Source organism: Candidatus Polarisedimenticolaceae bacterium, from assembly GCA_036275915.1.
Taxonomy (GTDB): Bacteria; Acidobacteriota; Polarisedimenticolia; order Polarisedimenticolales; family DASRJG01; genus DASRJG01.
In genome coordinates this window covers 284,067-296,492 of sequence record DASUCV010000022.1, presented here as the reverse complement: position 1 = coordinate 296,492, position 12,426 = coordinate 284,067, and the positions used below count along the sequence as shown (strand labels likewise).

The window sequence follows — 12,426 nt, the reverse complement described above, 5'->3', positions numbered from 1 at the left end:
AGGTCAGTCTCCCAAGAGGTCTCCCACGCCTTTCAAGTCCTCGACGTGGTCGCTGATCGACTTGACGACGACCATCATCGGCGCCGCGAGAAGAAGTCCCCAGATGCCCCACACCCATCCCCAGAACAGGAGCCCGATGAAGATGGCGGCTCCGTTCATGCGGAGATGCCTGCCGAGCAGGTAGGGCGTGAGCAGGAATCCCTCGAGGCTCGTGACGACGAGCGACGCGATGGCCAGCGCGATCGTCTTCTCGAGGGTGCCGAACTGGAGGAAGGCAACGGCGGCGATCCCGCCCATGACGATGAGCGGGCCGAAGTAGGGGATCGTGTTGAAGAGGCCGGCCATGAGGCCCCAGAAGACCGCTCGCTCGAGCCCGAGCCAGCGGAACACCAGCGCCGAGACGATCGCGACGAGCGCGCTCGTGATCATCTGCACGAAGAGGAAGCGGCCGATCTGAGCGCTGATCTCGTTCAAGATCTCGACGGTCACGCGTTTGCTGGCCAGAGTCGTTCCTGCGATCTTCACGATCTTGCGCCGGTGGAGGTCGCCCGCCGCGAGCAGGAAATACGCGAGGAAGACGACGGTGATCGCCTGGCCCAACAGGCCGACGACCCCCATCGAGCCCGACCACAGGTACCGGCTGATGTTGAACGGCTGCACGACCTGAACGCGCGTGATGCCGGGGTTCGCCGGCGCCGCGGTCGGGGACGGCTGGGCCGTCTTCTGGATTTCCGTCACCGCGTCGGTCAGCGTCTGCACCGTCCCCTCGCGGCCGCGCAGCTCGTACCAGCTCTCGCGCAGCTTCTTCGCCGAGGCGGGGAGCGACTCGACGATGGCGAGGGCGTCGTCGCTCAAGCTGTATACGCCGTACACCGCGGCGCCCGTGAACAGAGCCAGCACGAGGGCCGCGCCGATCGAGCGTGGGATCCGAAGCCGCGCCGCGGCGGCGACGATCGGGTCGAGCGCATAGCTCACGAAGATTCCCATCGCCACCGGGAGCCAGATTCCCCAGGCATAACGGAGCAGGAACACTCCCGCAGCGACGGCGATGACGGCGACGGCAAGGCTTCGCGTGCCGCTTTCCCGTGGCGTGACACCGGCTTCGGCCATCCGTCGAGGCTGGCCTACGCCGACGGATAGCGCAAGGGGACGGTAACCAGGTTTTTGTTACACGCGAAGTGCGTGTGTAACAAAAACCTGGTTACTGTCCCCTCTTACTTCTCCAGGATCTTTTCGATCTCCTCGAGGGCGCGAGGATCGTCCGATTGGCCGAGCCAGAAGAGCGCATGCCGCACCGAGGCGGGGTCTTTCTTGGCGCGAAGCACGGCGAGCAGCCAATCGGTTCCGTCGTGGAGCTGCGAGAGGGCGAAGATCGCCTGGTCGCGAACGTGATCGTTCTTCTCGGCGTCGAGCCGGCCGACGATCCACGCGCCCGCTCCCTTCGCCTGGGTTTGCGACAGCGAGAAGTAGGCGTGCCCGCGCACCTCGGCGTCGCGATCGTCGATGGCGACACGCTTGATCCGCTCCGGCGCCTCCGGAACGGCGCTCTGGCTCAGCGCGAAGACGGCATGCTGGCGCAAACCGGGGTCGGGCTCCTGGCTCAGCACGCGGTCGATGAGCTTGAACCCCGCTTCGCCGCGCGCCTCGCCGGCCCAGAAGACGGCGTGCTCCCGCTCCTCGAGCGGAAGCGAAGGGTCGAGGACGCGCTTCTCCAAGATCGCGTCCGCGCGAGCGTCGCGATGGTAGGCGATCGCAGCGAGCGCCGGCTCAGAGGCGTTCTCCAGGCGCTCGCCGAGGAGGCTCTCGAGCGCTGCGAGGCTCGCAGCCGCGTCGACCGGCCCCAGCCAGACGAGAGTCCTGCCGGCCCCGTCGACCTGGCACGTCGTCGAGACGATCTTGACGCGCTTCGGAGCGCCGTCCTTCGTCTCGACGAGCACGAGCATCTCGCCCGCGGGCGCCGCCGGGGAGCGGTCGCTCGTACCCCATCCGTTGTCGCGGCTCGCGAGCGAGCAACCGCGCTGCTTGAAGTCGTCGCTGAAGCAGCAGACGTCGCGCGCCTCGGCGATTGCGGCAACGCTCCATCCGATCCACGTTCCGGAGGCGCCGCTCTTCGCGCGTGCGAGCGCCGCGGGAGGTGACTCGCCTGCGCGGATTTCGACCTTGGCGTTCGTGATCGAAGGCGGCGCCTCGACCGTCGAGGCCGTGAGGGCGAGGAGGGTCGCAGCGAGGAGCACGGTCATTGCCCCAGGATGTCGAGGAGGACCTTCGTCGCCTCCGGATCGTCCATGACCGAGAGCTGCTGCAGGATCGCCTTCTTGAGCGCCGGATCCTTCTCCGCCTTGAACATCTCGACGAGCGTCTTCGCGTCGTCCTGGACCATGAGCGCCTGGAGTACCTGGCGCTTCGCGTCGACCGACGTGTACTCGCCGTAGAGCCGCTTCAGCGCGCGCCGCGCCTCGGGACCCTCCGCGATGCCGAGCCCGTCGATCGCCTTGCGGCGCAGCTCCGGATCGGTCGTCTCCTTCGCCGCTTTCGCCAACGTGTCGACGTCGCCCGCGACGCCGAACGCCTGGAGGAGCTTGGCGCGAAGATCGGGATCCTTCTCGGTGGACCAGAGCTGCCGGAGCGCGGGGAGCTGCCCGTTCGCGCCGAGCGCGTCGATCGCCTTCTCGCGGATCCGGGGGTTGGGGTCCGCGGTCGCCATCGCCGCGAGCGCGTCGGGCTTGTCCGCGATCAGGTACGCCTCGACGAGCGCGTCGCGGACCTCCTCGGGCTGGGTCGTGTCGCGCGCGATCTCGCCGAGCGCCGCGATGTCGGGAGGATCGCCCGCGACGCCGAGCGTCTTGATCGCCTCGCGCCGGAGCGAGACCGGCTGGCCGGTCTTCGCCGTGCGCACGAGGATCTCTCTCGCACGCGGCGAGTCGCTCTGCGAGAGGACGAACAGCGCGCGCTGCTTGACGCGCTCCGACGCGTTCCCGGCGAGGAGCTTCTCGAGCACCGGGACCGCCTTCTCGGGCTCGACCTGCATGAGGCCGTCGAGCGCGTAGAGCTTGAGCTCCTCGTCGCTTCCCCCGGCTCCATTCCCTTCGGACACACCCGCGCTCCGGCCGCCGCCGGCGCTCGCTCCGCCGGCCGCGCTCGCTCCGCCGCCGACCGCCTTCCCTCCGCCGCCGCGGATCTCGACCTCGAGCGCCTTGGCGTCGTCGGCCCACGCGCTCTTCGGGTACGCCGCCACGAGATGCCGCAGCTCCTCGATCGACTCCTTCTTCTTGAGCTGCTTCCAGTCGGCGTACGCCTTCCAGTAGAGGGCCGCATCGGCCTCGTCGGTGGATCCCGAGGCGATCGTCCCGAACAGGCGCGAGGCTTCGTCCCACGCGCCGCGATCGAGGGCGCGCTGCGCCTGGCGGTAGCTCGTGCTCCGCTGCTCCGAGCCGCTCTCGGAGGTCGCGTAGAGGGCGGAGGCTCGCGCGGGCGTCGCGAGGGCGGCGGCGATGAGGACGACGGCCGGGGTCAGGCGGCGGATCATGAGGTCTCCTTCAGATTGTTGCGGGTGACGCGAAGCTTGAAGAGGAGGTCCGTGCGCTCGATCTCCTGCTGCGTGCCGCTGCGGTCGAGCGCGTCGGGCGATTCCGCGAGGCGCACGAGGATCGGCTCGATCTCGGCGAGCACCGCAGCGACACGCCGCTGTCCCGCGCGCTCCGCGGCGCGGCGGTAGAGGCGGTTCTCGGAGAGCAGAGAGGCGGCCCACACCCGCTCTTCCTCGAGCGGCTTGTCGCCGTTCTGGACCTCGAGGAGCAGGCGCTGGGAGGTATCGAGATGGTCGGCGAGCGCCGCCTGGAGCACGCGCTCGCGCGCGGCCTGCGGGAGCGCCTTGAGCTTCGCGGTCACGTCGGCCTCGTTCGGCTCGGGGCCGATCGCGCGCCCGCCGAGGAACGCGGCGACGGCGATCGCCGCCGCCGCGGCGCCGATCGCGGCCCACACGCGCCACGAGAGTATCCGGCGCTTCGGCTGGAGCTCGGCGCTGACGCGCGCCCACATCCGACCTTCGAGCCCCGGCCGAGGATCGGGCACTTCCAGGCGATCGAGCGCGGAAAGCTCCCGCGTCAGCGTTTCGTAACGACGCTTCAGATCGGGATCGGCCGCGAGCGCCCGCTCGATCTCGTTCGGGCGCTCGTGCTCGCCGTAGAAGAACAGGATCAATTCTTCGTCAGGCCGATTCGCCACGACTCACCTCCATGAGCGGACCGAGCACCGCGCGCAGCTTGTGGACCGCACGGAACACCGCCTGCTTCGCGGCGCTCTCGCCGGCACCGAGCACCTGCGCGATCTCCGCGATCGAACGTCCCTCGAAATGCCGGAGCACGATCGCCGTGCGCTCCGCTTCGGGCATGCCGGCGATCACGTCCTGAGCGCGCTCGATGAGACTGCGCGAGACGGCGGCACGATGGGCGTCGGGCTCGGTCGAGCGCGCCGTCGTCTGTCCGTCGAAGTCTTCCGGGAGCGGTCCCGCGAGCGCGTGCCGTCGCCGCCGCTCGCGCCGCGCGTCGATCGCCGCGTTCATCGCGATGCGGTAGAGCCAGGTCGACAGCTCCGCGCGCTCGTCGAATCGGTCGAGCGCCCGCCACGCGCGGAGGAACGTTTCCTGGACCGCGTCCTCCGCCGCCGACGCGTCGCCCAAGATCCGGTACGCCGCCCGCCACAGCGGCTGGGCGTACGTCTCGACGATGAGGCGGAACGCCTCGGCTTCCCCGCGACGGGCGCGGCGAACGGTCTCGAGCTCGGCGGCTTCCATTCACGGAGGTTAGACGAACGGAGGCGGATCCCGGTTAGGGCGCCGTCATGGCGCCCGAAAATCTCCCCCTGAAGCGTAAAATGCCGATCCTCATGCTCGACGGTCTCGTCCTCCTGACCGCCTGCGCGCTCCTCGCGCAAGCGACGGTCTATCCCGCCGGCGACCGCGCCCCGACGCTCGAGGAGACGCGATCGACGATGGGAATCGCCTCGACCGACGCGCTGCGCGGCCAGCGGGACGCGATCGGGTTCTCATCGACCGCGGAGCAGATGAAGACGACCTGGGATCTCTCGGCGGAGGGGCCCGCGCCCGACAAGCTCGGCCCCGCGCCTCCCGCCGGCGTTCTCGGCGCGCTCTCGCCGCACGACGACTACCTCTACGCCGGGCGCGTCTACCGCGCGGTGCTTCCGCTCGTCACCGCGAAGACCGTCGTCGTCATCGGCGTCTTCCATCAATACCGGAAGTACCGCGTGCGCGACCGCATCGTCTTCGACACCTACCCGGCGTGGCGCACGCCCGACGGCCCGGTTCCGGTCTCGGCGATGCGCGAGGACCTCCGTGCCGCGATGAAGGACGACGCGATCCAGGACGCCGCGTCGCACGACATGGAGCACTCGATCGAGGCGGAAGTCTACTGGCTGCGTCACGCCGACCCCGCCGTCGAGATCGTGCCGATCCTGGCGCCGGCGACCAGGTTCGAGCGGCTCCAGGAGATCGCGGCGAAGCTCGGCGGCGCCATCGCCGCCTCGATGAAGAAGCGCGGCCTCACGCTCGGCAAGGACGTCGCGATCGTGATCTCCGCCGATGCGGTGCACTACGGCCTGGACTTCAGGCAGGTCCCGTTCGGCGACGGCGGCATCGACGCCTACACGAAGGCGACGGCACGGGATCGCGATCTCTTGCAAGGACCGATCGCGGGCCCGCTCGAGGTCGCGAAGATCAAGACGCTCTACGGGACGTTCGTCGATCCCGCCGATCCCGACACGTACCGCGTGTCGTGGTGCGGGCGATTCTCCGTGCCGTTCGGCATGCTCGTCATGAAGGAGACGGCGAAGGCGATGGGGCTCGGCACGCCGGTGGGGATGCCGCTCGCCTACGCGACGTCGGTGGGCGCGCCGGAGCTGCGCGTCCGCGACACCGGGATGGGGGAGACGGCGCCGGCGAACCTCTACCACTTCGTCGGCTATCCGGCCGCGGTCTGGGTCGCTCCCTAGGGCAGGAGCGCGACGATACGTAGAGGCGCACCCGACCCGCCGCCGATCTTCATCGGGAGCGCGACGATCCACGCGCCGGCGTCCGGGACGCGATCGAGCGCGTCGAGATTCTCGAGGCCGGGGACCCCTCGCGCCGACGAGATCCGATGCACGATGAAGTCCTTCGACGGCCCGTAGTCGATGCTCGGCGTGTCGACGCCGAGCGCCGCGACCTTCCGCTCGTCGACGAGAAGCTCCGCGGACTCCTTCCCGTACGACGGAAAATGAAGCTTGGTCGCGTCGTGCGGCGTGTCGTCGCCGAACGTGCGCTTCCGGTCGGGCCAGCGTTTCGACCAGCCCGTTCTCAAGAGCACGACGGCGCCCGGCGGGATCCTTCCGTGAGCCTTCTCCCATCTTTGGACGTCGTCGGCGGTGAGCCGGTAGTCCGGATCGCTCGCTGCCTGGGCCGACACGTCGATCACGATCCCGGGCGCCACGATCTCGATCGCCTCGGCGGTCCGACCCTTCTCCGCGAAATGGAACGGCGCGTCGAGGTGCGTGCCGCCGTGCTCCGGCGCGCAGAACGAGTTCGCGGCGTAGAACCAGCCGCCCGGCGTGGGGCCGCGACTCACGGTCGTCAACGTGAACGAGATGTCGGACGTCGGCCAGTAGAGCGTCGTCGCATCGAAGGTGTGCGTGAGATCGACGACGTGCGCCGTTCTCAGGTCGACGTCGGGAGGGCGGGAGGTCACGGCGATCTTGTCGAACGGCAGGTCGAGAATCGGGTACGACGTCCAGTCCTTGTAGTCGAAGTGCCACCACTCCCACGGGTAGACGAAGAACCCCTCGTGCCCCATCGTGTCCCGCAGGAGGTCCCGGCGGGTGCGCGCGTCGACGTCGCCGCCGGCGTAGGTCGCGTACGCCTTCTCGGTCATGTCGTCGTACGGCGACGGCATCGCGACCTCGCGACCCGTCGCGAGATCGTAGAGCGAGAGGTCGACCGCACATCCGCGGTTGTGCTTCGATCCCTTGCTCGGGTCGGCGACGAAGACCTTCTTGTCTTGCGGTGTGAGGTCCCAAAACGCCTTCGTCACCGACCACGGGCGGTAGCCGTCGAAGACGAGCAGGCCGTAGCCGCTCTTCGCGAGCGCCTTGTGCGCGCGCACGAGCGCCTCCGCCGCGGGACGCTCCAGGAACACCCGCGCTTGCGCGTAGACCGCCTTCCCCGTGAAGTTGTTCGCGGTGGCGTAGCGCACGTCGAGCTTGATCGTCGGGTCGAGCGAGACCAGCTCGACGAGATCGGCGGAACGGAACGTGCCGGTCTCCACCGGAGGCCGGTCGGCAGCCAGGGCGAGGAGCAGGATCGTGCTAAGCATCGCGCCCTCCGAGGTACTTTCGAGCCAACGTCTTCGGCGCCTTCGCGAGCCAAGCCTCGATGAGCAGCTCCTCGAGGTCACGGGCTTTGATCTTCCCGAGCTGGACCAGGACGGCGGGATAGCCGTCGAAGTGCGGGGTGGTGAAGCAGACCTTCGATCGTGCGGCCAGCACGGCTTCCTTCACCGTGAGGTCCGCGACGCGCACGCCGAGGATGTCGCCCTTCGGTGCGCGGGAGCCGAGCGCTTCGAGATCGGACTTCCGGAGCGGCCGCTCCCACGCGAATGCCTTGCCCTTGACCATCCAGGCGGCGTGCTCATGCCGGCGCTCTTCCGTCGTCTCGGGAAGCCTCAATGCGAGCCGCTGGACGTCTTTCCAGGTCGCCACCGGCGCATCGTACAATGCGCCCAGTCTCGGGGCGCCGATGGCCGACGAATCGCCCAAGCTCGACCAGCGCCTGAGACGGCTCGAAGCGCTCGACCCGCTGTTCAAGACGCTCGCGCAATCGCTCGACATTCGCGACGTGTGGGCCCAGGTCGCGGCGGTGGCGCGCGAGCGTTCCGGACGAAGCTCGCGATGGAGCTTTCGGGGCTGAAGAACCGATGAGGCCGTGTCATGATTCACGCCGTGCTGGAGCGCCTGAAGCCGTACGTCATCGGCCTCCTGACCTATACGCCGGCGGCCGCGCGCTACCGGATCCCGCGAACCGGTGGAACCGATGATCCGGACTACTGCTACGGCGTGTTCCTCCGCCACCTGGTTCACCGCCATCGCGCCGGTCTCGCCGGGATCCCCGAGGTCGTCGCGGAGCTCGGTCCCGGCGACTCGCTAGGTACCGGGCTCGCATGGCTGATTGCGGGGGCGCAGCGTTACCTCGCCTTCGACGTGCGACGCTATGCGACGACGGAGCGGAATCTGATGATCTTCGACGCCCTCGTCGAGCGATTCCGCGCCCGCGCTCCGGCGCCCGGGCGCGACGCGTTTCCGGAGATGAAGCCGGATCTCCCCTCCACGTCGTTTCCGTCGGCGGTGCTCGGCGATGCGCATCTCGAGGACGTGCTCGCCCCCGAGCGGTTGCGGCGGATCCGGGAATCCCTCCTGACGCTCGAGGGCTCGATCGCCTACATCGTGCCTTGGGACGACGCCGCGAACGTACGCGAGGGGAGCGTCGATCTCATCTTCTCGCAGGCGGTCATGGAGCACGTCGAGGAGGTCGACCACGTCTACGCCGTGTGCCGTCGATGGCTCAAGCGCGGCGGCATGCTCTCGCACCAGATCGACTTTCGCAGCCACGGCACGGCGCCGACGTGGGACGGGTACCGAGCGTATTCCGAGCTCGAATGGCGCGTCGTGCGCGGACGCCGCGACTACCTGATCAATCGCGTCTCCGATGCCGGCCATCTCGAGGCGATCGAGCGTCACGGGCTCAGAGCCGTGACGAAGATCCCGTCGCTCTCGGAGCCGACCGTCGCACCCGGCCGGTACGCTCCTCGATTCCGCTCGCTTTCAGAGGCGTCGCAGCGCACCTCGGGACTGTTCGTGCAGGCCGTCCTGGACTGACGGTCACTCGAGGAAGCGCACCTGCCCCGTCGTGATCGCGACCACCGCCCCGACGAGATGGATCTTCCCCTCGCGAAGGCGCGCCTGCGCCTCGGGTGTCTCGAGCACGCGGCCCATCATGGCGCGGACGTTCGCCTCGACCGCGCGGGTGAGCTGCGCGCCTTGATCGAGCGTGGGATCCGGGTCCGGCAGCCCCGCGGCGATCGTGTCGGCGAGCGCCTGGATCCGCTCGCGCTCGCGGTGCCCGTGCGTTTTCGTGGCGAGGGCCGCCTTGACCGCGCCGCACTCGTCGTGGCCGAGGACGACGAAGAGGTTGGTCTCGAGATGGACGGCGGCGTATTGCATCGTTCCGAAGATCTCGGGCGAGACGACGTTGCCGGCGACGCGGATGACGAAGAGTTGCCCGAACCCGGCGTCGAAGAGCAGCTCGGGCGGCACGCGGGAGTCGCTGCAGCCGAGGATCGTCGCGAACGGCCGCTGGCCCTTGGCGAGCTCGGCGAGCACCTCCTTCTGGAGGGTCGGGAACCGGGCCTCGCCGCGGAGGAAGCGGTCGTTGCCCTCGCGAAGCCGGGCCAGCGCCTCGAGCCCGGTCATGCGCGGCCTCGCGCGACCTCGATCGTCTCGCCCTGCTCGGCGAGATGCGGCTTCCCGAGCAAGTCGAGGATGTGCCCCGACTTCTCGCGCTTGGTCTCGAGGTAGAACCGGTTGAACTCGTTCGGCGGGATGACGTGCGGGAGGCGCCCCGTGATGCGCACGCCGTAGCGCGACAGCTCGTCGACCTTCTTCGGGTTGTTCGTCATGAGACGGATCGATCCCACGCGAAGGCTCTCGAGCATGTGCGCCGCGATCGAGTACTCACGCTCGTCGTCGCGGAATCCGAGGGCGAGATTCGCCTCGACGGTGTCGAGGCCGCGGTCCTGGAGGGCGTAGGCGCGCATCTTGTTGAGGAGACCGATGCCGCGCCCCTCCTGCCGCAGGTAGAGGACGAGCCCGCAATCGTGCGCGGCGATGCCGATGAGGGCCGCTTCGAGCTGGTCGCGGCAGTCGCACCGCAACGAGCCGAGGGCGTCGCCGGTCAGGCACTCCGAATGCACGCGGGTCGGGACGTCGTCGCGACCGAGGGCGTTCCCGTGCATGATCGCGATGTGGTCCTTCCCGTCGCGGTTGTTCCAGAACGCGACGACCTGGAACCGGCCGAAACGCGTCGGCAGATCGGCGATCGCGGCGATCTTCACGCAGATGCGGTTGGCGCCGACCCCTTCGCAGTCGTGGTCGGCCTCGGCCTTGAGGATGGCGTCGATCTCGGTTTCGTTCAGCGACAAGGGTTCTCCTTCAACATGCCGGCGAGCCGCCCGGCAAGGGCGAGGCCCGAGAGGTAAGCACCCTCGAGCCCGCCCGCGTGGTGAAAACCGTCGCCCGCGAGGCCGAGCGTCGCACCCGACGGAAGCTCGAGCACGAGCGGTCCGGCGAGCTGCGACGGCGCGTCGACGCGCGCGTGGCGCCAGACGTGGGTCTCGACGTGCACGGGATCGCCGATCCACGCTCCGTGACGCCGCCGCGCTTCTCCGAGCATGACGCGCGTCCAGCGTTCCGGCTCGTCGCCCTCGTGCTTCCGCGAGAACCGCGCGCGCGCCTGGAGCACGAGCGTGAGCGGCGATCCCCGCGCACGTTTCGACGAGTCATGGAGCACCGCTTGAAGGATCGGGCTCGTTCCGGGATAGCTCGCGTCCCAGTCGGGTCGGGGAACATGATCGGCGTAGCGGGCGATGACGGTGAGGCACGGCACCGTGCGGATCAGCTCGAGCGTGGGAACGATCGCGGCTATCGGCGTGTCCCGCACGAAGGCGACGATCTCCGGCGCCGGCATCGTCAGCACGAGAGACCTCGTCCTCAGCTTCTCGCCGCCGGCGAGCGAGACCTCCCAGGAATCGCCCGCCGCGATGGCGGTGACTTCGGCATCGCGGCGGATCGCGAGCCCCTCGGCGAGGCGTTTCGCGAACACGTTGACGCCGTCCACCGGCGCGAGCCGCAGCTCGCTCGCCTCGAACGCTTCCGGCTGACACGGAAGGCCGGCACCGTCGCGTGTGCGAGGCCAATCGTCGACGCGCTCCGCGGGCGGGATCGCCTCCAGCTCGGCGCGCATCTCGTCGGAGCGCCCGTGGAGGAACGGCGCGCCGTGATCGACCGGCACACCGTCGACGCGCCTCGTCGCGCACCGACCGCCGACGCCGCGCGCACGCTCGAGCAAGAGCGCCCCGACACCGCGCGAGGCGAGCGCTCTCGCGCAGGCGAGACCGGCGATGCCGGCGCCGACCACGATCGTCTCGGCGGAATCGACCATCGCGGCAAGATAGCGCACTGGAGCGGCTCGAGGGGAGTATCCTCCCCCGCGGCATGAAGCCCAGGCTGAGGCGGATCGTCCGGTGGACGGTGATCGCCGTCCCGCTCGTCGCGGTCGCGGCGTTCGCGGTCGCCTACTTCACCTCCGACAACGCGTGCAGCGAGCCGAAGCGACCTGTTCGCGACCCGATGAAGGCGATCGTGTATTGCGACTACGGGACCTCGGAGGTCCTCCGCCTGGAGGAGGTCGAGAAGCCGGTCCTCGCCGAGGGCCGCGTCCTCGTCCGCGTCCGCGCCGCCTCCGTCAACCCGCTCGATTGGCACTTCATGCGCGGGACCCCGTACCTGATGCGGATGGGTACCGGCCTGCGCCGCCCCAAGGACACGCGGCTCGGCGTCGACTTCGCGGGCACCGTCGAAGCCGTAGGATCGAAGGTGACGCGCTTCAAGCCGGGGGACTCGGTCTTCGGAGGTGCCGACGGCGCCTTCGGCGAGTACGTCTCCGTGCGCGAGGCCGGCGCGATCGCGAAGGTCCCGGACGGGGTCTCGTTCGAGCAGGCGGCGGCCGTCCCGATCGCGGGGCTGACCGCGCTCCAAGGTCTCAGGAGAGGCGGCGCGAAAGCCGGCGAGAAGGTCCTCGTCAACGGAGCGTCGGGCGGGGTCGGCACCTTCGCCGTGCAGCTCGCGAAGGTGCTCGGCTGCAACGTCACCGGCGTCTGCAGCACGCGCAACCTGGAGATGGTGCGCGGGCTCGGCGCCGATCGCACGATCGACTACACGAAAGAGGACTTCACCGCGGGGACCGAGCGGTACGACCTCGTCCTCGACAACGTCGGCAACCGGTCGCTTTCGGAGTGCCGGCGCGTGCTCGCGCCCGAGGGGCGTTATTTCCTCATCGGAGGCGGAGGACCGAACGCCAGCCCCGTCATCGGGCCCTTCGGCCGGCTCCTCCACACAGCGATCGTCAAGCCGTTCGTCTCCCAGCGCCTCGAGTTCTTCATCGCGAAGCTCGACGCCAAGGACCTCGAGGAGATCGCGGAGCTGATCCGGTCGGGGAAGGTGACGCCGGTCATCGACCGGCGCTACCCCCTCGCCGAGCTGTCCGCGGCGATCGCGTACCTCGAGCAGGGCCACGCGCGCGGCAAGGTCATCATCACGAACGAGTGA

General features: G+C 69.3%; 14 protein-coding genes. 4 read left to right on the top strand and 10 right to left on the bottom strand.

Translation table 11 applies throughout. The annotated features are described in order from the left end of the window. Window positions 1–3 precede the first annotated feature (3 nt). The 5 genes from VFV19_18040 to VFV19_18020 form a co-directional block, all read right to left on the bottom strand. Window positions 4–1,110: an AI-2E family transporter gene (locus tag VFV19_18040; GenBank protein ID HEX4826206.1), complete on the bottom strand. Its 1,107-nt coding sequence runs from the start codon at window positions 1,108–1,110 to the stop codon at window positions 4–6. Between the two features lie 104 nt (window positions 1,111–1,214). Continuing rightward, entirely contained in the window at window positions 1,215–2,240 is a 1,026-nt protein-coding gene (locus VFV19_18035; GenBank protein ID HEX4826205.1) for a HEAT repeat domain-containing protein, read from the bottom strand. After that, window positions 2,237–3,526: a HEAT repeat domain-containing protein gene (locus VFV19_18030; GenBank protein ID HEX4826204.1), complete on the bottom strand. Its 1,290-nt coding sequence runs from the start codon at window positions 3,524–3,526 to the stop codon at window positions 2,237–2,239. The genes VFV19_18035 and VFV19_18030 overlap by 4 nt, the downstream gene beginning before the upstream one ends. Continuing rightward, on the bottom strand, window positions 3,523–4,224 hold the full coding sequence (locus VFV19_18025) for a hypothetical protein (GenBank protein HEX4826203.1): 702 nt from the start codon (window positions 4,222–4,224) through the stop codon (window positions 3,523–3,525). The genes VFV19_18030 and VFV19_18025 overlap by 4 nt, the downstream gene beginning before the upstream one ends. Further along, the gene (locus VFV19_18020) at window positions 4,208–4,792 is read right to left on the bottom strand and encodes a sigma-70 family RNA polymerase sigma factor (protein HEX4826202.1); all 585 of its coding nucleotides are present in this window, start codon (window positions 4,790–4,792) and stop codon (window positions 4,208–4,210) included. The genes VFV19_18025 and VFV19_18020 overlap by 17 nt, the downstream gene beginning before the upstream one ends. Window positions 4,793–4,872: 80 nt before the next feature. Between VFV19_18020 and amrB the strand changes: the two genes are divergently transcribed. Beyond that, window positions 4,873–6,006, top strand: coding sequence for an AmmeMemoRadiSam system protein B (gene amrB / locus VFV19_18015; GenBank protein ID HEX4826201.1), 1,134 nt, complete (start codon window positions 4,873–4,875; stop codon window positions 6,004–6,006). Here amrB and VFV19_18010 read toward each other — a convergent pair. Together VFV19_18010 and VFV19_18005 are read right to left on the bottom strand one after the other, a co-directional pair. Further along, complete coding sequence (locus VFV19_18010) at window positions 6,003–7,361, bottom strand: cyclase family protein (GenBank protein ID HEX4826200.1); 1,359 nt, start codon at window positions 7,359–7,361, stop codon at window positions 6,003–6,005. The genes amrB and VFV19_18010 overlap by 4 nt on opposite strands. Beyond that, window positions 7,354–7,746 (bottom strand): MmcQ/YjbR family DNA-binding protein, encoded by a 393-nt coding sequence (locus tag VFV19_18005; GenBank protein ID HEX4826199.1) that lies wholly within the window; start codon window positions 7,744–7,746, stop codon window positions 7,354–7,356. Before VFV19_18005 ends, VFV19_18010 begins: the two co-directional genes overlap by 8 nt. A 37-nt stretch (window positions 7,747–7,783) precedes the next feature. Between VFV19_18005 and VFV19_18000 the strand changes: the two genes are divergently transcribed. Then, window positions 7,784–7,954, top strand: coding sequence for a hypothetical protein (locus VFV19_18000; GenBank protein ID HEX4826198.1), 171 nt, complete (start codon window positions 7,784–7,786; stop codon window positions 7,952–7,954). Between the two features lie 20 nt (window positions 7,955–7,974). Continuing rightward, window positions 7,975–8,919: a methyltransferase domain-containing protein gene (locus VFV19_17995; protein HEX4826197.1), complete on the top strand. Its 945-nt coding sequence runs from the start codon at window positions 7,975–7,977 to the stop codon at window positions 8,917–8,919. Between the two features lie 3 nt (window positions 8,920–8,922). Here VFV19_17995 and VFV19_17990 read toward each other — a convergent pair whose 3' ends face one another. The 3 genes from VFV19_17990 to VFV19_17980 are packed head-to-tail and all read right to left on the bottom strand — an operon-like array spanning window position 8,923 to window position 11,260. Then, window positions 8,923–9,513, bottom strand: a complete 591-nt coding sequence (locus VFV19_17990) for a carbonic anhydrase (GenBank protein ID HEX4826196.1) — start codon at window positions 9,511–9,513, stop codon at window positions 8,923–8,925. Beyond that, on the bottom strand, window positions 9,510–10,241 hold the full coding sequence (gene ribA, locus VFV19_17985; GenBank protein ID HEX4826195.1) for a GTP cyclohydrolase II: 732 nt from the start codon (window positions 10,239–10,241) through the stop codon (window positions 9,510–9,512). The genes VFV19_17990 and ribA overlap by 4 nt, the downstream gene beginning before the upstream one ends. Then, window positions 10,232–11,260 (bottom strand): FAD-dependent oxidoreductase, encoded by a 1,029-nt coding sequence (locus VFV19_17980; GenBank protein HEX4826194.1) that lies wholly within the window; start codon window positions 11,258–11,260, stop codon window positions 10,232–10,234. Before VFV19_17980 ends, ribA begins: the two co-directional genes overlap by 10 nt. A gap of 53 nt (window positions 11,261–11,313) precedes the next feature. Here VFV19_17980 and VFV19_17975 point away from each other — a divergent pair, with 53 nt between their 5' ends. Continuing rightward, window positions 11,314–12,426 (top strand): NAD(P)-dependent alcohol dehydrogenase, encoded by a 1,113-nt coding sequence (locus tag VFV19_17975; GenBank protein ID HEX4826193.1) that lies wholly within the window; start codon window positions 11,314–11,316, stop codon window positions 12,424–12,426.

Excerpts from the sequence above, each read along its gene's own strand:
- amrB (HEX4826201.1), top strand. The coding sequence starts at position 4,873 with ATGCCGATCCTCATGCTCGACGGTCTCGTCCTCCTGACCGCCTGCGCG.
- VFV19_17975 (HEX4826193.1), top strand. The coding sequence starts at position 11,314 with ATGAAGCCCAGGCTGAGGCGGATCGTCCGGTGGACGGTGATCGCCGTC.
- VFV19_17990 (HEX4826196.1), bottom strand. The coding sequence starts at position 9,513 with ATGACCGGGCTCGAGGCGCTGGCCCGGCTTCGCGAGGGCAACGACCGC.
- VFV19_18035 (HEX4826205.1), bottom strand. The coding sequence starts at position 2,240 with ATGACCGTGCTCCTCGCTGCGACCCTCCTCGCCCTCACGGCCTCGACG.
- VFV19_17995 (HEX4826197.1), top strand. The coding sequence starts at position 7,975 with ATGATTCACGCCGTGCTGGAGCGCCTGAAGCCGTACGTCATCGGCCTC.
- VFV19_18040 (HEX4826206.1), bottom strand. The coding sequence starts at position 1,110 with ATGGCCGAAGCCGGTGTCACGCCACGGGAAAGCGGCACGCGAAGCCTT.
- VFV19_18010 (HEX4826200.1), bottom strand. The coding sequence starts at position 7,361 with ATGCTTAGCACGATCCTGCTCCTCGCCCTGGCTGCCGACCGGCCTCCG.
- VFV19_18030 (HEX4826204.1), bottom strand. The coding sequence starts at position 3,526 with ATGATCCGCCGCCTGACCCCGGCCGTCGTCCTCATCGCCGCCGCCCTC.
- VFV19_17980 (HEX4826194.1), bottom strand. The coding sequence starts at position 11,260 with ATGGTCGATTCCGCCGAGACGATCGTGGTCGGCGCCGGCATCGCCGGT.
- VFV19_18020 (HEX4826202.1), bottom strand. The coding sequence starts at position 4,792 with ATGGAAGCCGCCGAGCTCGAGACCGTTCGCCGCGCCCGTCGCGGGGAA.
- VFV19_18000 (HEX4826198.1), top strand. The coding sequence starts at position 7,784 with ATGGCCGACGAATCGCCCAAGCTCGACCAGCGCCTGAGACGGCTCGAA.